The sequence below is a fragment of the Streptomyces sp. NPDC058008 genome, from assembly GCF_042886395.1.
Classification (GTDB): Bacteria; Actinomycetota; Actinomycetes; order Streptomycetales; family Streptomycetaceae; genus Streptomyces.
Genome location: NZ_JBHVQX010000009.1, coordinates 86596 through 105534 on the forward strand (window position 1 = coordinate 86596; position 18939 = coordinate 105534).

At 71.3% G+C, this 18939-nt stretch carries 13 protein-coding genes, 1 tRNA gene and 1 pseudogene; 8 read left to right on the forward strand and 7 right to left on the reverse strand.

Going from position 1 to position 18939, the window contains the following annotated elements; translation table 11 throughout:
- Together ACFVS9_RS11490 and ACFVS9_RS11495 are read left to right on the forward strand one after the other, a co-directional pair.
- Entirely contained in the window at positions 1–951 is a 951-nt protein-coding gene (locus tag ACFVS9_RS11490; RefSeq protein WP_383118911.1) for an ABC transporter ATP-binding protein, read from the forward strand.
- Positions 948–1664 carry an ABC transporter ATP-binding protein gene (locus ACFVS9_RS11495; RefSeq protein WP_383118910.1) on the forward strand — a complete coding sequence of 239 codons (717 nt, stop codon included), beginning with the start codon at positions 948–950 and terminating at the stop codon, positions 1662–1664. Before ACFVS9_RS11490 ends, ACFVS9_RS11495 begins: the two co-directional genes overlap by 4 nt.
- Before the next feature lie 71 nt (positions 1665–1735).
- Here the strand turns inward: ACFVS9_RS11495 and ACFVS9_RS11500 are convergent, their stop codons facing one another.
- On the reverse strand, positions 1736–2392 hold the full coding sequence (locus ACFVS9_RS11500; protein WP_356533686.1) for a response regulator: 657 nt from the start codon (positions 2390–2392) through the stop codon (positions 1736–1738).
- Positions 2393–2490: 98 nt separating this feature from the next.
- Here ACFVS9_RS11500 and ACFVS9_RS11505 point away from each other — a divergent pair.
- Together ACFVS9_RS11505 and ACFVS9_RS11510 are read left to right on the forward strand one after the other, a co-directional pair.
- Positions 2491–2565 (forward strand) — tRNA-Leu (locus ACFVS9_RS11505).
- A gap of 189 nt (positions 2566–2754) precedes the next feature.
- Positions 2755–3106: pseudogene (locus ACFVS9_RS11510) on the forward strand (transcriptional regulator); the annotation flags it as partial.
- 9 nt (positions 3107–3115) lie between these two features.
- Here ACFVS9_RS11510 and pyk read toward each other — a convergent pair.
- The gene (gene pyk, locus ACFVS9_RS11515) at positions 3116–4549 is read right to left on the reverse strand and encodes a pyruvate kinase (protein ID WP_389931568.1); all 1434 of its coding nucleotides are present in this window, start codon (positions 4547–4549) and stop codon (positions 3116–3118) included.
- A gap of 247 nt (positions 4550–4796) precedes the next feature.
- Between pyk and ACFVS9_RS11520 the strand changes: the two genes are divergently transcribed.
- The gene (locus ACFVS9_RS11520; RefSeq protein WP_389931570.1) at positions 4797–6608 is read left to right on the forward strand and encodes a bifunctional metallophosphatase/5'-nucleotidase; all 1812 of its coding nucleotides are present in this window, start codon (positions 4797–4799) and stop codon (positions 6606–6608) included.
- Positions 6609–6721: 113 nt separating this feature from the next.
- Here the strand turns inward: ACFVS9_RS11520 and ACFVS9_RS11525 are convergent, their stop codons facing one another.
- From ACFVS9_RS11525 to ACFVS9_RS11540, 4 genes are all read right to left on the reverse strand, one after another.
- Positions 6722–8155 carry a lysine N(6)-hydroxylase/L-ornithine N(5)-oxygenase family protein gene (locus ACFVS9_RS11525; protein ID WP_389931572.1) on the reverse strand — a complete coding sequence of 478 codons (1434 nt, stop codon included), beginning with the start codon at positions 8153–8155 and terminating at the stop codon, positions 6722–6724.
- Positions 8152–9552, reverse strand: a complete 1401-nt coding sequence (locus ACFVS9_RS11530) for a pyridoxal phosphate-dependent decarboxylase family protein (protein WP_389931574.1) — start codon at positions 9550–9552, stop codon at positions 8152–8154. Before ACFVS9_RS11530 ends, ACFVS9_RS11525 begins: the two co-directional genes overlap by 4 nt.
- Before the next feature lie 658 nt (positions 9553–10210).
- A complete protein-coding gene (gene pepN / locus ACFVS9_RS11535) occupies positions 10211–12763 on the reverse strand; it encodes an aminopeptidase N (protein WP_389931576.1) in 2553 nt (850 codons plus the stop codon).
- A gap of 297 nt (positions 12764–13060) precedes the next feature.
- The gene (locus ACFVS9_RS11540) at positions 13061–13384 is read right to left on the reverse strand and encodes a chorismate mutase (RefSeq protein WP_383118305.1); all 324 of its coding nucleotides are present in this window, start codon (positions 13382–13384) and stop codon (positions 13061–13063) included.
- Between the two features lie 215 nt (positions 13385–13599).
- Here ACFVS9_RS11540 and ACFVS9_RS11545 point away from each other — a divergent pair, with 215 nt between their 5' ends.
- Positions 13600–15405: a beta-galactosidase family protein gene (locus ACFVS9_RS11545; RefSeq protein ID WP_389931578.1), complete on the forward strand. Its 1806-nt coding sequence runs from the start codon at positions 13600–13602 to the stop codon at positions 15403–15405.
- A gap of 6 nt (positions 15406–15411) precedes the next feature.
- On the opposite strand, the gene ACFVS9_RS11550 is transcribed toward ACFVS9_RS11545, so the two are convergent.
- Positions 15412–16188 (reverse strand): S1 family peptidase, encoded by a 777-nt coding sequence (locus ACFVS9_RS11550; protein ID WP_383118303.1) that lies wholly within the window; start codon positions 16186–16188, stop codon positions 15412–15414.
- A 231-nt stretch (positions 16189–16419) separates the two neighbouring features.
- On the opposite strand from ACFVS9_RS11550, the gene ACFVS9_RS11555 reads away from it, so the two are divergent.
- Together ACFVS9_RS11555 and ACFVS9_RS11560 are read left to right on the forward strand one after the other, a co-directional pair.
- Complete coding sequence (locus ACFVS9_RS11555) at positions 16420–17349, forward strand: hypothetical protein (protein WP_389931580.1); 930 nt, start codon at positions 16420–16422, stop codon at positions 17347–17349.
- A 37-nt stretch (positions 17350–17386) separates the two neighbouring features.
- Positions 17387–18463: an ankyrin repeat domain-containing protein gene (locus ACFVS9_RS11560; protein ID WP_389931582.1), complete on the forward strand. Its 1077-nt coding sequence runs from the start codon at positions 17387–17389 to the stop codon at positions 18461–18463.
- Positions 18464–18939 lie beyond the last annotated feature (476 nt).

An 18939-nucleotide genomic window follows, 5' to 3' on the forward strand; every position in this document is an offset into this window, starting at 1 on the left:
ATGACCAAGACAGACGCACCCACCACCGGCACCACCGTCCTCGACGCCAGCGGCGTCACCATGCGCTTCGGCGGCCTCACCGCCGTGCGCGACGTCGACCTCACCGTCAACGCGGGCGAGATCGTCGGCCTCATCGGACCCAACGGCGCCGGCAAGACCACCTTCTTCAACTGCCTCACCGGCCTCTACGTCCCCACCGAGGGCCAGGTCAGCTACAAGGGCACCGTCCTGCCGCCCAAGCCCCACCTCGTCACCCAGGCAGGCATCGCCCGCACCTTCCAGAACATCCGCCTCTTCGCGAACATGACCGTCCTGGAGAACGTCCTCGTCGGACGCCACACCAGGACCAAGGAAGGCCTCTGGTCCGCCCTCCTGCGCCTCCCCGGCTACAGGAAGGCGGAGAACGCCAGCCGCGAACGCTCCATGGAACTCCTGGAGTTCATCGGCCTCGCCGACAAGGCGGACCACCTCGCGCGGAACCTCCCCTACGGAGACCAGCGCAAGCTGGAGATCGCCCGCGCCCTGGCCAGCGACCCCGGCCTCCTCCTCCTGGACGAGCCCACCGCCGGCATGAACCCCCAGGAAACCCGCGTCACCGAAGAACTCATCTTCGCCATCCGGGACCAGGGCATCGCCGTACTCGTCATCGAGCACGACATGCGGTTCATCTTCAACCTGTGCGACCGCGTCGCCGTCCTCGTCCAGGGCGAGAAACTCGTCGAGGGCACCGCCCCCGTCGTCCAGGGCGACGAACGCGTCGTCGCCGCCTACCTCGGCACCCCCTTCGAAGGCGCCCCGGGCGCCGAGGAGGCCGCCGAGGTCGAAGCCGCCGAAGCCTCGGCGGCGGCCACCGGCACCACGGACACCAAGGCCACGACGGACACGGCGGCCACACCCGCCGCCACCGACGACACCGGCACCACCCGCACCGAGGAGGAGGACACCCGATGACCGCACTGCTCGAGGTCGAGGACCTCCGCGTCGCCTACGGCAAGATCGAAGCCGTCAAGGGCATCTCCTTCACCGTCGAGGCCGGCCAGGTCGTCACCCTCATCGGCACCAACGGCGCGGGCAAGACCACCACCCTGCGCACCCTCTCCGGACTCCTCAAGCCCGCCGGCGGACGCATCCTCTTCGAGGGCAAGCCGCTGGCAGGCATCCCGGCACACAAGATCGTCTCCCTGGGCATCGCCCACTCCCCCGAGGGACGCCACATCTTCCCCCGGCTGACGATCGCCGAGAACCTCCTCCTCGGCGCCTACCTCCGCAGCGACAAGGCAGGCATCGAGAAGGACGTCCAGCGCGCCTACGACCTCTTCCCCATCCTCGGGGAACGCCGGAAGCAGGCCGCCGGAACCCTCTCCGGAGGCGAACAGCAGATGCTCGCCATGGGACGCGCGCTCATGTCCCAGCCCAAACTGCTCATGCTCGACGAGCCCTCCATGGGCCTCTCGCCGATCATGATGCAGAAGATCATGGAGACCATCGTCGAGCTCAAGGCGTCGGGCACCACGATCCTGCTCGTCGAGCAGAACGCCCAGGCCGCCCTCTCCCTCGCGGACCAGGGCCACGTCATGGAGGTCGGCAAGGTCGTCCTCTCCGGCACGGGCGCCGACCTCCTCCACGACGAGTCGGTCCGCAAGGCCTACCTCGGCGAGGACTGAGCACCCGTACGACGCGGAAGGCCCGCCCCCGGACACCCGGGGGCGGGCCTTCTCCGTTCACACCCGCGCGACTACTCGGCCGCCTTCTTCTTCTCCTCGGCGTCCTCGATCAGCGCCTCCGCCAGCTGCTGCATCGACATGCGGCGGTCCATCGACGTCTTCTGGATCCACCGGAACGCGGCCGGCTCGGACAGCCCGTAGTCCGTCTGCAGGATGCTCTTCGCCCGGTCCACCAGCTTCCGGGTCTCCAGCCGCTGTGACAGGTCCGCGATCTCGCTCTCCAGCGCCTTCAGCTCCGCGAACCGCGACACCGCCATCTCGATGGCCGGCACCACGTCACTCTTGCTGAACGGCTTCACGAGGTACGCCATGGCCCCGGCGTCCCGGGCCCGCTCGACGAGGTCGCGCTGCGAGAACGCCGTCAGCATCAGAACCGGGGCGATGGACTCCTCCGCGATCTTCTCCGCGGCGGAGATCCCGTCGAGGACCGGCATCTTCACATCGAGGATCACGAGGTCGGGACGGTGTTCCCGGGCCAGCTCGACGGCCTGCTGCCCGTCCCCGGCCTCGCCGACGACCGAGTACCCCTCTTCCTCCAGCATCTCCTTGAGGTCGAGGCGGATGAGCGCCTCGTCCTCGGCGATGACGACGCGGGTCGTCAGCGGCGGGACGTGCGACTTGTCGTCGTCGGCGGCGTCTACGGGCTGGGGCGACTCGGGCGTGGTCACGGGGGCTCCTTGTTTCAGGGCAGGTACAGCTCCCACGAGCCTACCTAGCTACGATATGGTGACACTACGCAGGGCAGGAGAAGCCCTTCCTTTCCAAGGCCCCAGTACTCCAACTGGTTAGAGAGGCCGCTCTCAAACAGCGGACAGTGTGGGTTCGAATCCCACCTGGGGCACTTTTCCTTCGATTCCAAGGATCAAGCGGAACGGCGGAAGTTCACATGAACGTGTGAAGAACCGCGCTCCCCAAGCCACAGCCCTGCGACCGAACAAGCATCGCCACCGTGTGCGACCTTGATACGCGCAAGCGCGCTTTGGCCCCAGCCGCCCAGGGCTTCAGCCGGAACTCCGTCAGCGAGCAGGCCAGCTTCAGCAAGCATGGGCCCTGCTTTCCCCCTCAGCACGGCCCTGGAGAGAAGCACGAGCGCAAGATCGCCATCGATACGGCGCAAGAGCAGATCGTGGACGCCCACCCGCGGGATGTCGTCCCCGGCCTCATCCACTCCGGCGGCAACGGGTCAGCGACCGGTCCACTCGCCTTGCCGGCGGGGAGCGCAAGCGCTACGAGTACCCCGGGTACTTCTTCACCACCACGTCCGACGACATCCGCAAGCCGCTGGGTGGACCACCCTCGCCCGCGGCAGCAACCCGCTCACCGTCTCCGTAGCCCGACGGGCGTCCGTGGCACGCATGGACGCTCACGTCGGGCCGAAGTACCGACGACCGTTACTTCGGGCTGTCGTCCTCGCCGATGCGGTGCACCCGTACCAGGTTCGTGGAGCCGGCCACTCCGGGCGGGGACCCGGCCGTGATGACCACGGTGTCGCCCTTCCGGCAGCGGCCGATCCGCAGCAGTTCCTCGTCGACCTGCGCCACCATCGCGTCCGTCGAGTCCACGTGCGGCCCGAGGAACGTCTCCACGCCCCACGTCAGGTTCAGCTGGGCGCGGGTGGCCTCGTCCGGGGTGAAGGCGAGGAGCGGGATCGGGGAGCGGTAGCGGGAGAGGCGCTTGACGGTGTCGCCGCTCTGGGTGAAGGCCACCAGGAACTTGGCGCCGAGGAAGTCGCCCATCTCGGCCGCCGCGCGGGCGACCGCGCCACCCTGGGTGCGGGGCTTGTTGCGGTCGGTGAGGGGCGGGAGTCCCTTGGCGAGGATGTCCTCCTCGGCGGCCTCGACGATGCGGGCCATGGTGCGGACCGTCTCGACGGGGTACTTCCCGACGCTGGTCTCGCCGGAGAGCATCACGGCGTCCGTGCCGTCGATGACGGCGTTGGCGACGTCGGAGGCCTCGGCGCGGGTGGGGCGGGAGTTGTCGATCATCGAGTCGAGCATCTGGGTGGCGACGATGACCGGCTTGGCGTTGCGCTTGGCCAGCTTGATGGCGCGCTTCTGGACGATCGGGACCTGCTCCAGGGGCATTTCGACACCGAGGTCGCCGCGGGCGACCATGATGCCGTCGAAGGCGGCGACGATGTCGTCGATGTTGTCGACGGCCTGGGGCTTCTCGATCTTGGCGATGACGGGGAGGCGGCGGTCCTCCTCGTCCATGACGCGGTGGACGTCGTCGATGTCGCGTCCGGTGCGCACGAAGGAGAGGGCGATGATGTCGGCGCCGGTGCGCAAGGCCCAGCGGAGGTCTTCGATGTCCTTGTCCGAGAGCGCGGGGACGGAGACGGCGACACCGGGGAGGTTGAGTCCCTTGTGGTCGGAGACCATGCCGCCTTCGACGACGGTGGTGTGGACGCGGGGTCCGTCGACCTCGGTGACCCGGAGGGTGACGCGGCCGTCGTCGATGAGGATGTGCTCGCCGGCGGTGACGTCGGCGGCGAGGCCGTCGTAGGTGGTGCCGCAGGTGGTGCGGTCGCCTTCCATCGGTTCGACGGTGATGGTGAAGTCGTCGCCGCGTTCGAGGAGTACGGGTCCTTCGGCGAAGCGGCCGAGACGGATCTTCGGGCCTTGGAGGTCGGCGAGGATTCCCACGCTGCGGCCGGCCTCTTCGGACGCTTTGCGCACGCGGTGGTAGCGCTCTTCGTGTTCGGCGTAGCTGCCGTGGCTGAGGTTGAGGCGGGCGATGTCCATTCCCGCTTCGACGAGTGCCTTGATCTGCTCGTATGTGTCGGTTGCGGGTCCCAGGGTACAAACGATTTTTGCTCGGCGCATGTTTCGACCCTAGACCTTACCTGTGGGTAGGTATTTGTCTCCGCGTGACTGGTCAACGGCCTTTGGATGAAGGGTTATTGCCGACTGCCGAATTGCGCGGAGGGCCGCTCCGATGAGCGTGCGCCGAGGGGCCCGTGGGGTGCGCGGTGGCTGTCGGTCACCAGATCGAAACCTGGACGGGGTGTTGCGGGTGGGGGTGGCTGGGCCAGAATCTACGCGCGTTGTTCGTACGAACGAGGAGTCAAGGATGCCGTTGAACCGTAGGACGTTTCTGGGCCGTTCGGCTGTCGCCGGTGCGGGTGTGGCGCTGGCGGGAGGGGTCGGTGCGGGGCCTGCGGCGGCCTCCGGGCCCAAGGGGCAGGGCCACGGGCGTCCGCCGAAGCGGTACTCGTTCACGGTGATGGGGACGACCGACCTGCACGGCAACGTCTTCAACTGGGACTACTTCACGGACCAGGAGTTCGACGACAAGGCGCACAACGATGTGGGGCTGGCGAAGATCTCGACGCTGGTGAACCGGATCCGCGCGGACCGGGGCCGCCGGAACACGTTGCTGATCGACGCGGGTGACACGATCCAGGGCACTCAGCTGTCCTACTACTACGCGAAGATCGATCCGATCACGGCGAAGCGTGGTCCGGTGCATCCGATGGCGCAGGCGATGAACAAGATCGGCTACGACGCCGCGGCGCTCGGGAATCACGAGTTCAATTACGGTATTCCGGTGCTGCGGAAGTTCGAGGAGCAGTGCGATTTCCCGCTGCTGGGTGCGAATGCGCTGGACGCGAAGACGTTGCGGCCGGCGTTCGATCCGTATGTGATCAAGCGGGTGCGCACGCCGCACGGCCGTGATGTGCGGGTGGCCGTTCTCGGGCTGACGAATCCCGGTATCGCGATCTGGGACAAGGCGAATGTGGGCGGGAAGATGGTGTTCCCGGGTCTTGAGGAGCAGGCGGCGAAGTGGGTGCCGAAGCTTCGTTCGATGGGTGCGGATGTCGTGATCGTCTCGGCGCATTCGGGTTCGTCGGGCACGTCGTCGTACGGGGACCAGCTGCCGTACGTGGAGAACGCGGCGGGCCTGGTGGCGGAGCAGGTGCCGGGGATCGACGCGATCCTGGTGGGTCACGCGCACTCGGAGATTCCTGAGTATTTCGTGACCAACAAGAAGACGGGGAAGAAGGTCGTTCTCTCGGAGCCGTTGAAGTGGGGGCAGCGACTGACGCTGTTCGATTTCGATCTGGTGTGGGAGAAGGGCCGCTGGGTGGTCGAGAAGGTCGGTGCTTCGGTGCTGAACTCGAACACCGTGGAGGAGGACCCGCGGATCACGTCGTTGCTCGGGGATGAGCACACGAAGGTGGTGGCGTACGTGAACCAGGTGATCGGTACGTCGGTGGCGGCGATGTCCACGGCGGACGCGCCGTGGAAGGACGAGCCGGTCATCGATCTGATCAATCTGGTGCAGGCGGAGACGGTGAAGGCGGCGCTGGCGGGTGGCGAGTACGCGGCGTTGCCGGTGCTGTCGCAGGCCGCGTGTTTCTCGCGTACGGCGGCGATTCCCGCGGGCAAGGTGACGATCAAGGACGCGGCCGGGCTGTACCCGTTCGAGAACACGCTGGAGGCACGGCTTCTGACGGGCGCTCAGCTGAAGGACTACCTGGAGTATTCGGCGCGGTATTACGTGCGGACCGCCGCCGGTACGCCGGTGGACACGGCGAAGCTGACGAACGCGGAGGACATCCCGGACTACAACTACGACGTGGTGTCGGGCGTGACGTACGACATCGACATCGCGAAGCCGGTGGGTTCGCGGATCGTGGGGCTGTCGTTCGAGGGTGCCGCGGTGGATCCGGCGGCGCAGTTCGTGTTCGCGGTGAACAACTACCGGGCGAGCGGTGGGGGCAACTTCCCGCACGTGCCGGGTGCGAAGCAGTTGTGGGCGAATTCGGACGAGATCCGGAACACGATCATCGGGTGGGTGCAGGCGAAGGGTTCGGTGGATCCGGCGGAGTTCGCCTCGGTGGACTGGCGTCTGACGCGGGATGGCGTGCCGGTGTTCTAGCCGGGTGAGGTACGGGTCGGGCGCTGTCCGGTCCGTTCCGGCCGGTGGTTTTCCGGCCGGATGGTGTGGAGTGGCGGCCGTTCTCCTCGGGGGGCGGCCGCCTTGCCGTGTCGTCAGTGGTCCCGGGTGAGGGGGGTGAGCGGGTTGCCCTGTCCGGGGACGGTGGGGGTGGGGTGGGGGGTGAGGCCGAAGGTGGTGAAGGCGGTGCGTCCGGGCAGCGGGTAGGGGGTGGTGCCGGTGAGGTGGTTGAGGATGGTGGCGCTGCGCCAGGCGGCGAGTCCGAGGTCGGGGGCGCCGACTCCGTGCGTGTGGCGTTCGGCGTTCTGTACGTAGATGTTGCCGGTGAGGGCGGGGTCGAGGTCGAGCCGGAAGTCGCTGTGGATGCGGGGGCGGCCCTGGGTGTCTCGGCGGATGTGGGGGGCGATGCCGGTGAGGAGGGTGTCGAGGGGGCGCTCCCGGTAGCCGGTCGCGAGGACGACCGCGTCGGTGGTGAGGCGGCTCCGGGTGGCCTGTTGGGTGTGTTCGAGGTGGAGTTCGATGCGGTTGCCGCTGCCGGAGAGGCGGCCCGCGGTGCGGACGCTGACGCCGGGGGTGAGGGTGGCGTCGGGCCAGCCTCCGTGGAGTGTGCGTCGGTACAGCTCGTCGTGGATGGCGGAGATGGTGTCGGTGTCGATGCCCTTGTGCAGCTGCCATTGCTGCGGGACGAGGGTGTCGCGGACGTGTTCGGGGAGTGCGTGGAAGTAGCGGGTGTAGTCGGGGGTGAAGTGTTCGAGGCCGAGCTTCGAGTACTCCATGGGTGCGAAGGCCTGGGTGCGGGCGAGCCAGTGGATCTTCTCGATCCCCCGGGGGCGGGCGCGGAGGAGGTCGAGGAAGATCTCGGCGCCCGACTGGCCGGAGCCGATGACGGTGATGTGGTCGGCCCGGAGGAGCTCTTCGCGGTGGTGGAGGTAGTCGGCGGAGTGGATGACGGAGACGTCGGGGGCTTCGGCGAGGGGGCGCAGGGGTTCGGGGATGAAGGGTGCGGTGCCGACGCCGAGGGCGATGTGGCGGGTGCGGGTGCGGCCGGGCCCCAGGGGTTCGCCGTCGGGGTCGAGGCGGGTGTGGTCGACGTCGAAGTGCTGGTGGTCGGGGTTCCAGCGGATGGCGTCGACCCGGTGGTTGAAGCGGATGGTGGGGAGTTGTTCGCTGACCCAGCGGCAGTAGGCGTCGTACTCGGCGCGGTGGATGTGGAACTGCTCGGCGAAGTAGAAGGGGTAGAGGCGGTCCCGGGTGCGGAGGTAGTTGAGGAAGGTCCAGGGGCTGGTGGGGTCGGCGAGGGTGGTGAGGTCGGCGAGGAAGGGGACTTGGAGGGTGGCGCCGTCGATGAGGAGGCCGGGGTGCCAGTGGAAGGCGGGGCGCTGTTCGTAGAAGGCGGTGGTGAGGGGCTGGTTGCCGGAGGTGGTGGGGATGCCGTGGGCGAGGGCGGCGAGGGAGAGGTTGAAGGGGCCGAGGCCGATTCCGATGAGGTCGTGGGTCCGGTCGCCTTCGGGGGTGGTCCGGTCGGTCATCGGAGGGTGCTGCCTTCCTTGGTGGCGCCGGCGTGGGCGTGGGTGACGAGGGTCAGGAGGCGTTGGAGGTCGTCGGGGGTGGTGTGGGGGTTGAGGAGGGTGGCCTTCAGCCAGAGCCGGTCGTCGGCGCGGGCGCGGCCGAGTACGGCGTGGCCCTGGTTGAGGAGGGTGCGGCGGATGGTGGCGACGGTGGTGTCGTCGGTGTGGGTGGGGCGGAAGAGGACGGTGCTGATGGTGGGGTGGTCGTGGAGCTCGAGCGCGGGGTGTGCGTCGACGAGGTCGGCGAGGTGGTGGGCGGAGGCGACGGTGCGGTCGATGAGGTCGGCGAGTCCGTTGCGGCCGAGCGCCTGGAGGGTGACGGCGATCTTGAGGGCGTCGGGCCGGCGGGTGGTGCGCAGGGAGCGGCCGAGGAGGTCGGGGAGGCCGGCGTCGGTGTCGTCGTCGGCGTTGAGGTAGGGGGCGTGGTGGTGGAGGACGTCGAGGTAGTGGTGGTCGGGGACGGCGAGGATGCCGGCGGATGCGGGCTGCCAGCCGAGTTTGTGCAGGTCGAGGGTGACGCTGTGGGCGCGGTGGAGGCTGCGGAGGTGGTGGCGGTGGGTGGGGCTGAAGAGGAGGGGGCCGCCGTACGCGGCGTCGATGTGGAGTTCGGCGCCGTGGGTGGTGGTGAGGTCGGCGATGTCGGTGAGGGGGTCGATCCGGCCGGTGTCGGTGGTGCCGGCGGTGGCGGCGACGAGGAGGGGCCCGTCGTTGCGGAGGAGGGCGTCGCGGAGTGCGGTGAGGTCCATGACGCCGGTGGGCGCCGGAATGACGACCGGGGTGGGGAGGCCGAGGAGCCAGGCGGCGCGGGTGATGCTGTGGTGGGCGTTGGCGGCGCAGATGGTCTGGACGGGGCCGTGGCGTTCGCGGGCGAGGAGGAGGGCCAGCTGGTTGGCCTCGGTGCCGCCGGTGGTGATGAGGGAGTCGGGTTTCGGGGTGTGGGGGTAGACCTCGGTGGCGAGTGCGGTGGTGAGGGCGGCTTCCAGGGCGGAGGCCGCGGGCGCCTGGTCCCAGGAGTCCATGGAGGGGTTGAGGGCCGAGGCGGCGAGGTCGGCCGCGGCGGCGAGGGCGAGGGGCGGGGTGTGGAGGTGGGCGGCGCAGTGGGGGTGTGCCGGGTCGGCGGCCCCCTGGGCGAGGGCGGTGACCAGGGTGCGGAGGGCGTGGTGGGCGCCGGTGCCCTGGTCGGGGATGAGCGGGCCGGTGGTGTGGTGCAGGTGATGGGTGACGGTGTCGGGGCCGCCGGCGGGGAGGGGACCGTTGCGGCGGGTGGCACCGTCGTGGAGTGCGGTGAGGACGGTGTCGATGAGGGGGCGCAGGTGGGCGGGGCCTGCGGTGCCTCCGGCGAGGGGCGGGGTGGGCATGGGTGATGTGGTCCTTCGGAACGCGGGGGCGGTGTTGCCAGCTTGTCCGGAGTGCGGAGGAGGCGGCCGAAGAGCCCAACGATCTGAACCCGAAAGGGGTACTGCGGCTCGGTGTGGCAGCGCCGGGGGTCTTCGAGCTGGTATAAGCGTTCGTTGTTCGCATACGTGTGCCCCGTTCCTCGGTGGGGGCGGGCACGTCGGCGTGGGTGGTACGGCGGGGCGGCCGGTGGTGGGCGCGGCTGCGGACGGCGCGCCCCGGGGCTGCGGGCGTACGGCGGTGGGCGCTGCCCGGCGCACGGTCTCCCGGCCGCCGGGCAGCCGGCCCTCGGCCGGGCCCGGAGCCGAACGGCCGTATGGCTGAGGGCTGTTGATGCCTGACCCGGGCGGGCGTACGACGGTGACGTCCGGCCGGGCGTACGGCGGTGGGACACGGGCCGGTGGTGCGGTGCGAGGTCGCGGACCGGCGAGCGGCCGACGGCCCCGGGCCGGCGTGCGGGGGCCCCGGACCGGCGGGCGTCCGGTGTTCGGCGGGCACGCGCGTATCGGCGTCATGGTGAGCTCCTGCTCGGGGCCCGTGTCCGGCCGCACCCCGGTCGGCGGGTGACCGGGGTGCGGCCGGGGCCCTGGTTCGGCGGGCAGCCGTGCCGGGCGGGCGCCGTCAGTGGGCGTCGCGTACGGCCAGGGCGCGGCGGGTGTCGTCGAGCTGGTCGGTGAGCTTGCGGCGCAGGGCGGGGGTGAGTGCGGGGTCGGCGAGGGCGCGTTCGCCGAGGTGGATGCTGTCGGGGTCGACCATGTGGACGGGGAAGGCGTGGCGTCCGGCCGCTTCGGCGATGGCGGGGCCGCGTCGTGCGGCGAGTGCGATGGCGTCGGGGTAGTAGCGGGCGGTGTAGGGGTGGAGGAGTTCGCTCTGTTCGGGCTGCCAGAAGCCCTGGGCGGTGGCGGTGAAGAGGTAGTTGGACAGGGTGTCGTCGGTGAACATGGCCTGCCAGGCGGCTGCCTTGGCCTCGGGTGCGGGCAGGGCGGCGCGGCAGCGTGCGGCGCCTTCCTGGCCGGCCGCGCTGGGGTCCTTGTCGAGTTCGCGGGCGATGGCGGTCTCGTCGGTGGCGCCGAGGACGGCGAGGCGGGTGAGGATGCGCCAGCGGAGTTCGGGGTCGAGTTCGGGTCCGCCGGGGACGGTGCCTTCGTGGAGCCAGTCCTGGATGGTGTCGGGCTGGGTGGCGGCGTCGATGAAGTGGCGTACGGCGGTGAGGCGGAGGCCGGGGTCGGGGCTGCCGGGGCCGGTGGTGTCGGCGCCGTGTTCCCAGTCCTTGGCGGTGAGCCCTTCGGTGCGGCGCAGGAGGTCGCGGCAGAGGGAGGTGAGGGTGGCGAGGGCGGTGGGCCGGTCCTGGGGCGGGAGGTAGCGGTCGGCGATGTGGGTGGCGGCGAAGCCGAGGACGCCCTGGACGAGGGCGAGGTCGGTCTCGTAGGGGAGGTGGGTGCGGGCGGCGGTGAGGTGGACGGTGGGGTGGAGTTCGCCGTCGCGGACCATGTCGCGGGCGGTGTTCCAGATGACGGCGCGGGTGAGGGGGTCGGGGATGCCGGAGAGGTGGGTGAGGGCGGTGTTCCAGGAGTCGGGGTCGAGGCGGATCTTGGCGTAGGTGAGGTCGTGGTCGTTGAGGACGACGAGGTCGGGGCGCCGGCCGGGCTGGGTGGCGGGGGTGCCGTCCTGGGGGATGTCGAGGGCGAAGCGGTCGCGCAGGGTGAGCTGGTCGGCGCCGGTGTGGGTGTCGAGGCTGTGGTCGTAGGCGCCGACGGTGATGCGGTGGGGGCGGTTGCCCGCGCGGTCGACGGCGAGCTCCCAGCTGTGGCCGGTGTTCTCGACCTGGGCGGTGAGGGTGTCGATGCCAGTGGTGCGGAGCCAGGTCTCGGCCCAGGCGTGGACGTCGCGGTCGGTGGCGGTGGCGAGGTTGTCGATGAAGTCGGCGAGGGTGGCGTTGGCGAACTTGTGCCGGGCGAAGTGGGTGTTGATTCCGGCGAGGAAGTCCTTCTCGCCGAGCCAGGTGACGAGTTGGCGGAGTGCGGAGGCGCCCTTGGCGTAGGAGATGCCGTCGAAGTTGAGGAGGGCGGAGGCGGTGTCGGGGACGGCCTCGGGGTCGGGGGCGACGGGGTGGGTGGTGGGGCGCTGGTCGGCGTCGTAGCCCCAGCCCTTGCGGGTGACGCCGAAGTCGGTCCAGGTGTCGGTGAAGCGGGTGGCCTCGGTGAGGGTCTGGTAGCCCATGTACTCGGCGAAGGACTCGTTGAGCCAGATGTCGTCCCACCAGGTGAGGGTGACGAGGTCGCCGAACCACATGTGGGCCATCTCGTGGGCGATGACCATGGCGCGGGTCTGGCGTTCGGTGTCGGTGACGGCGGAGCGGAAGACGAATTCGTCGCGGAAGGTGACGAGCCCGGGGTTCTCCATGGCTCCGGCGTTGAATTCGGGGACGAAGGCCTGGTCGTAGGAGTCGAAGGGGTAGGGCTCGTCGAACTTCTCGTGGTAGCGGTCGTAGCAGGCGCGGGTGATGTCGAGGATCTCGTCGGCGTCGGTGTCGAGGTGGGGCGCGAGGGAGCGGCGGCAGTGGATGCCGAAGGGGAGGCCGGCGTGGTGGGTGGTGACGGAGTGCCAGGGGCCGGCGGCGACGGCGACGAGGTAGGTGGAGATGGGCGGGGTGGGGGCGATGGTCCAGCGGCCGTCGGCGGCCTGGGTGGAGGTGCCGTTGCCGAGGACGGTCCAGCCGGTGGGTGCGGTGACGGTGAGGTCGAACACGGACTTGAGGTCCGGCTGGTCGAAGGCGGCGAAGACGCGCTGGACGTCTTCCATGAAGAGCTGGGTGTAGAGGTAGGTCTCGCCGTCGGCGGGGTCGGTGAAGCGGTGCATGCCTTCGCCGGTGCGGGAGTAGCGCATGGTGGCGTCGACGGTGAGTTCGTGGGGGCCCGCGGTGAGGCGGTCCAGGGGGTAGCGGTTGTCGTCGAGGCGTGCGGGGTCGAGGGGCTGTCCGTCGAGGCTGAGTGAGCGCAGGGTTTCCGGCTTGATCTCGACGAAGGTGTCTCCGGCCGTGTGGGCGGTGAAGCGGATGGCGGTCCGGGAGTCGAAGGTCTGCTCACCGGTGGTGAGGTCGAGTTCGACCGTGTACCGGTGTACGTCGAGGAGCTGGGCTCGGGTCTGCGCTTCGTTGCGCGTCAGTACGGACATGCCGCCCATGCTGCCGTACGGGTCGGAGGCCGTGCAGCGGGGTTCTCGCAGGGCGGAGCGCCGGCCTCGCACGGGTGGGGCGCGGGAGGCGGGGCGGGCGGGATGCGCGAGGCGGGGCACGGGAGGCGGCGGCCCCGGCCCTGGGACGGTCCGGGGCCGGAGCGCTTCACCCCGCAGGCCGGGTCCGCACGCGGCGTCACGGGGCGAGAGGTCCGCACACGGCGTCACGGGGCGGGGCCGGTGTGTGCGGGCCCGCAGCCGCGGCGCGGGGCCGGGGCGGGCGCGAGGGGCCCGGGGTCAGGCGTCGGGGCCCGCGGACTCCTCCGCGATGCGTTCGTGGTGCCGGATGACCTCGGCCACGATGAAGTTGAGCAGCTTCTCGGCGAAGGCGGGGTCCAGCTTGGCGCTTTCGGCGAGCTGGCGCAGCCGGGCGATCTGACGGGCCTCGCGGGCGGGGTCGGCGGGCGGCAGGTGGTGTTCGGCCTTGAGGTGGCCCACCTGCTGGGTGGCCTTGAAGCGCTCGGCGAGCATGTGGACGACTGCGGCGTCGATGTTGTCGATGCTCTCGCGCAGCCGGTTCAGTTCTGCGGTGACGGACTCGTCGATGTCGCTCGTGGTCATGGTCAGCGAGCTTAGACGCACCGGTCGTGCGGTGGTCGACGGCGGGTGCCGGGGGTGGCGCGGACGGGATGCCGGCCGGTGGCCGGTGGCCGGTGGCCGGTGGCCGGTGAGCGGTGCGTGCGGTGGACGCGGTGGACAAGGGATGGACCGGCGGGCGCGGGGACGCGATGCTGTGGGGCCGTTATGGATCTCGCACACAGGAGCGTACGAGCACGATGACTGACTTCAGCGTGGGGGACGACCACTTCCTGCTCGGTGGGAAGCCGGTGCGGTTGCTGTCGGGGGCGCTGCACTACTTCCGGGTGCACGAGGCGCAGTGGGGGCACCGCTTGTCGATGCTGCGGGCGATGGGTCTGACCTGTGTGGAGACGTATGTGCCGTGGAACCTCCATGAGCCTCGGGAGGGGGAGTTCCGGGACGTGGGCGCGTTGGGCCGGTTCCTGGACGCGGTGCACGGGGCGGGGCTGCTGGCGATCGTGCGTCCGGGGCCGTACATCTGTGCCGAGTGGGAGAACGGCGGACTGCCGGCCTGGGTGACGGGGCGGTTCGGCCGGCGGGTGCGGACCAGGGACACGGGGTACGGGGCGGCGGTGGGGCGCTGGTTCGGGGAGTTGCTGCCGCAGGTGGTGGAGCGGCAGATCACCCGGGGCGGCCCGGTGATCATGGTGCAGGCGGAGAACGAGTACGGGAGTTACGGCTCGGACCGGGTGCATCTGGAGCAGGTGGCGGAGCTGCTGCGGCGGTGCGGGGTGACGGTGCCGCTGTTCACCTCGGACGGGCCGGAGGACCACATGCTGACGGGCGGCTCGGTGCCGGGGCTGCTGGCGACGGCGAATTTCGGTTCGGGGGCGCGGGAGGCGTTCGCGGTGCTGCGGCGTCACCGGCCGAGGGGGCCGCTGATGTGTATGGAGTTCTGGTGCGGGTGGTTCGAGCACTGGGGTGCCGAGCCCGTGGTGCGCGATCCGGCGGAGGCGGCGGAGGCACTGCGGGAGATCCTGGAGTGCGGGGCGTCGGTGAATGTGTACATGGCGCACGGGGGGACGAACTTCGCCGGGTGGTCGGGGGCCAACCGTTCGGGTCCGTTGCAGGATCAGGGGCTGGTGCCGACGGTGACGTCGTACGACTACGACGCGCCCGTCGACGAGTACGGGCGGCCCACGGAGAAGTTCTGGCTGATGCGCGAGGTGCTGGAGGAGTACGGGGAGGGTCCGCTGCCCGCGCTGCCCCCGGAGCCGGTGGGGCTGCGCCGGCCGGTGCGGGTGGAGTTGACGCGGGGGGCGCCGCTGCCGGACGTGCTGGAGGCTCTGGGCGGTCCGGAGACGGCGGAGTCGGGCGTGCCGCCCACGTTCGAGGAACTGGGTGTGGACCGCGGTCTGGTGCGCTACCGGGTGGCGGTTCCGGGGCCCCGGCAGGCGTATCCGCTGGGAGCGCCGGGTCTGCGGGACCGTGCGGTGGTGTACGTGGACGGGGTGCGGGCGGGGGTGCTGACGGAGGAGGACCACACGCTGGAGGAGCCGGTGGCGGGCCCGGCCGAGGTGGAGCTGTGGGTGGAGTCGCTGGGGCGCGTCAACTACGGCCCCCGGCTGGGTGAGCCGAAGGGCGTCACGGGCGGGGTGCTGCACGAGCGGCAGTTCCTGCACGGGGTGCGTGCGCGGGCGTTGTGCCTGGACGCGTTCGAGGAGCCGGGGGCGGTGGACCGGGTGCCGTTCAGGGGGGCGGGGGCGGTGGGACGGACGGGTCTGTTCCGGGGTTCCTTCGAGGTGGAGGACGCGGCCGGTACGGGGCACGCGGGTCTGGAACTTCCCGGCTGGACACGCGGGTTCGTGTGGGTGAACGGCTTCTGCCTGGGCCGCTACTGGTCGGTGGGGCCGGGCCGGACGCTGTACGTGCCGGGTCCGGTGCTCCGCGAGGGCGCCAACGAGGTGTGGGTGCTGGAGCTGGAGGACGCGGGGGAACCGTTCGTGGAACTGGGGCCGGGGGCACCCGTCAGGACGGGTGCCCCCGGAGGCGCGGCGGGGTGAGCGGGGTCAGAGGGTCGCGGCCGCCGAGGCTATGGCGGAGGCGAAGGTCGACACCTGGGTGTAGACGCCGGGGTAGCCGGGCTGTGCGCAGCCCTCGCCCCAGCTGACGATGCCGACCTGGATCCAGGCTCCGGCGTTGTCCTTGCGGAACATGGGGCCGCCGGAGTCGCCCTGGCAGGTGTCGACGCCACCGGTGCTGACGTATCCGGCGCAGATCTCCTGGCTGGGTACGAGGTCGCTGCCGTAGGCCTGCTGGCAGGCGGCGTCGGAGACGAAGGGGACGTTGGCCTTGAGGAGGTAGCGCTGCTGGCTGCCGCCCTCGGTGGCGGCGCCCCAGCCGGCCACGGTGAAGGTGCCGCTGTCGTAGGCGGTGGTGGTGGCGATCTTCAGGGTGGGCTGGTCGATGGGCTGGGCGAGCTTGATCAGCGCCCAGTCCTTGCCGACGCCGTTGTAGCCGGGCGCCTGGAGGACCTTGGTGGAGCGGACCTTGACGGCGGAGGCCGACTGGAGGTCGACGACTCCGGCGGTGGCGGTGATGGAGGTGTTGTTGCCGGAGCCGCTGACGCAGTGGGCGGCGGTGAGGACGACGGTCGGGCTGTAGAGGGCGCCGCCGCAGCCCATGGAGAGCCGGACCATGAACGGGAACTCGCCCTGTGCGGCGCGGGTGCCGCCGACGACCGGCGCGGGGGCTGCGGAGGCGTTCGAGGGCTGGAGGCTGAGGGTGGCGAGGGCCACGGCGGCTATGACGGAACATCTCTTGAGCGTGCGCAGAAGCTGCTTCACGGGCTGGCCTGCTTTCGTGTGGGGGGTCGGGGGGTGGGTGCAGGCGTGCGGGCGTACTTGTGCTGGTCAGGGGCGGGAGCCGACCGATTCTCGACATGCCCCCGACAAGAACGATCCGATTATCGGGACACGCTCACCGCTGTCACAAGGCAGGGTTTCCGGCCAAGATCACTTCTCGCGGAACGGCCGGATTCCCCCGGCCCGGCCTAGAGTGAAGGTCCGTTGAGGGCCATGGATGGGGGTGCGGTCGTGAGCGACGGCAGTAACGGCAGCGGGGGCGGTCCCGTCGTCCACGGTTTCCCGCACCTCGACACGGTCCGGTCCTCGATCACCGCGCTCTACCGGCGGATCTCCCCCGACGGTGTGCACGCCTACGCGACGAGCCTCGCCCCGGCCGACGCCGCCTTCTCCGACGTGGACGACCTGCACCCCGGAGCCCAGCGGGTGGCCGGTGCCCTGGTGCGGCACCTGCGGCTGCCGCAGGCCCGCATCGTCGTCGGCTTCCGGCGGATGGAACACGCGGCGAGTGTCGAACTCACCGCCGGGCCGGAGTACTTCATCGAGCTCAACGACCGTTTCCGTACCCACCGCAGGGACATCGGGGCCGCGCTGGCGCACGAGATCACCCATGTGCTGCTGCACCGGCTGGGACTGGAGCTCCCCGGCACCCGCGACAACGAGATCCTCACCGACACGGTGACCGCCTACCTCGGCGCCGGCTGGCTGCTGCTGGACGCCTTCCGCCAGGACGCCCTCTCCAGCCAGAAGCTCGGCTATCTCACCCCCGAGGAGTTCGGGTACGTGCTCGCCAAGCGCGCGCTGGTCTTCGGCGAGGACCCGTCGGTGTGGTTCACCAGCCCGCAGGCCTACACGGCGTACACCAAGGGGCGGGCGGAGGCCCTGCGCGACCTCCGGCGGCCACCGCTGACGGCCGCCGGCTGGGCGGGCAGGCGCCGTTACGCGAAGGAACGCAAGCACGCCTCCGACCACCCGGGCAGCGCCTCCGACCCGTCCCTCCCGTACGCCTTCGAGACCGGTGCGGACGGGCTCCGGGTCTCCTTCGCCTGCCCCACCTGCCACCAGCGCGTCCGGGTCCCGGTCAGGGGCCGCACGCGGGCCCGCTGCGGGCTGTGCCGCACCGTCCTGGAGTGCGATACCTGATGGACCGGCCCCCGAGGGGTGGCCGTAGGGTCGATGCATGACGAACGGTCCTGGCGGGGGTGCGACAAGCCTCTTCGAGGCGCTGTACGACGACGAGAACGCCGTCGTACGCGCCCTGCGGGCGGGCGCGCCGGCCGAGTCGGGTGACGAGGAGGGCACGACCGCGCTGTACCTGGCGTCCGTGCAGGACCTGCCCGGCGTGGTCCGGCTGCTCCTGGCCGCGGGCGCGGACCCGAACCGGGCGAGCGGTCCGGAGGCCGGCGATCTCCCGCTGTGCGGGGCGGCGTGCGGCGGTCACGCGGAGGTCGTCGAGGCGCTGCTGTCCGCCGGGGCCCGGCCCGACCTGAGTGAGAACCTCGGCTTCACCGCGCTGCGCTGGGCGGCGGGTCTGGGGCACGCGCGGGTCACGGAGATCCTCCTCGCCCACGGCGCGGACCCGGACCTGCCGGGCCGGCAGGGCGAGTCCCCGCTGGTGGTCGCGGCCCGGCGCGGCTCGGTGCGGACCGTGCGCGCCCTGCTCCGGGGCGGCGCCGGCGGCCTGTCCCCCGCGCTGGAGGAAGCCAGGCGCATGGCCGGTCTGGACATCGAGCGGGAACTGCGTGACGGACTGCGGCGCGCGTACGGCGACGGGGAGCACACGAGCGAGGTGCGGCGCACGCGGGTGGACGGCGGGGTGACCGTCACCGTCGAACTGCTGCGGGACGGGGAGCCGTTCGCGGGCCAGGATCTGCAGACGGGGCACGGGGGGGTCGCCACGCTCCTGGAGGCCGAACTGGGCCTGCGGGCCCCGTTCGGGGAACTGGCACTCCGCGCCCTGCGGGGCGGGGGCCCCGGGCTCGACAACTGGCAGGTCGCGGTGGAGGCGCTGTGGCAGCGCGGCGACGAGGAGACGTTCCGGGCGGCGGCCGCGTGCACGGCGGACCCGGACCCGCTGCGGCAGGCGTTCGGGGCGGACGTGCTGGCACGGCTCGGATCCCCCACCGGCACGGGCCCCGGGCCGTTCGCCGCGCGGGCCGTCCCGCTGCTGCGGGAACTCGCCCGCACCGCGGACCCGTTGCCGGCGGAGACGGCCGGACGGGCACTCGCCCGGTACGAGGACGCGCCCGGGGAGTGAGGGGACGGACCCGGGCCGCACCTCGCGGAGCCCGGGGCGGGCCTCCCGGCGCACCGTGCGGCGGGCCCGGGACCCCCTCGTGCGATGCGCCGGGCCCGGCACGAGGGCCACGTACTCTCCGCGAGGCCTCACGGCCCCGGCACGGCGCGACGGCGAGGGGCCGCTCGGCCCCCGGGCGCACGGCTCCGGTGGCAGGCCCCGCGCTCGGGCACGGCGCGACGGCGAGGCCTCACGGCCCCGGCACGGCGTCCGGCGACGGGCCGCGTACTCGGGCGCGACAACCCGGCGCCGTACGGCGCTTCGGGCACCACACCCCTGAGCATGGCCGTCCGCCCCGGGCGCCCCGCGCTGCTCGGGACCGGCGGCAAGGGACTGCGCCCGGCTCCCGGCAGGGGGGTCCGTGCCCCGGACCGCCGGAACGGGACTGCGGCCCGGAGAGGGACGGCGGGCGTGGTGACCGGTGGACCGGTCACCAC

Excerpts from the sequence above, each read along its gene's own strand:
- ACFVS9_RS11490 (WP_383118911.1), top strand. The coding sequence starts at position 1 with ATGACCAAGACAGACGCACCCACCACCGGCACCACCGTCCTCGACGCC.
- ACFVS9_RS11495 (WP_383118910.1), top strand. The coding sequence starts at position 948 with ATGACCGCACTGCTCGAGGTCGAGGACCTCCGCGTCGCCTACGGCAAG.
- pyk (WP_389931568.1), bottom strand. The coding sequence starts at position 4,549 with ATGCGCCGAGCAAAAATCGTTTGTACCCTGGGACCCGCAACCGACACA.
- ACFVS9_RS11520 (WP_389931570.1), top strand. The coding sequence starts at position 4,797 with ATGCCGTTGAACCGTAGGACGTTTCTGGGCCGTTCGGCTGTCGCCGGT.
- ACFVS9_RS11525 (WP_389931572.1), bottom strand. The coding sequence starts at position 8,155 with ATGACCGACCGGACCACCCCCGAAGGCGACCGGACCCACGACCTCATC.
- ACFVS9_RS11530 (WP_389931574.1), bottom strand. The coding sequence starts at position 9,552 with ATGCCCACCCCGCCCCTCGCCGGAGGCACCGCAGGCCCCGCCCACCTG.
- pepN (WP_389931576.1), bottom strand. The coding sequence starts at position 12,763 with ATGTCCGTACTGACGCGCAACGAAGCGCAGACCCGAGCCCAGCTCCTC.
- ACFVS9_RS11540 (WP_383118305.1), bottom strand. The coding sequence starts at position 13,384 with ATGACCACGAGCGACATCGACGAGTCCGTCACCGCAGAACTGAACCGG.
- ACFVS9_RS11545 (WP_389931578.1), top strand. The coding sequence starts at position 13,600 with ATGACTGACTTCAGCGTGGGGGACGACCACTTCCTGCTCGGTGGGAAG.
- ACFVS9_RS11555 (WP_389931580.1), top strand. The coding sequence starts at position 16,420 with ATGGATGGGGGTGCGGTCGTGAGCGACGGCAGTAACGGCAGCGGGGGC.
- ACFVS9_RS11560 (WP_389931582.1), top strand. The coding sequence starts at position 17,387 with ATGACGAACGGTCCTGGCGGGGGTGCGACAAGCCTCTTCGAGGCGCTG.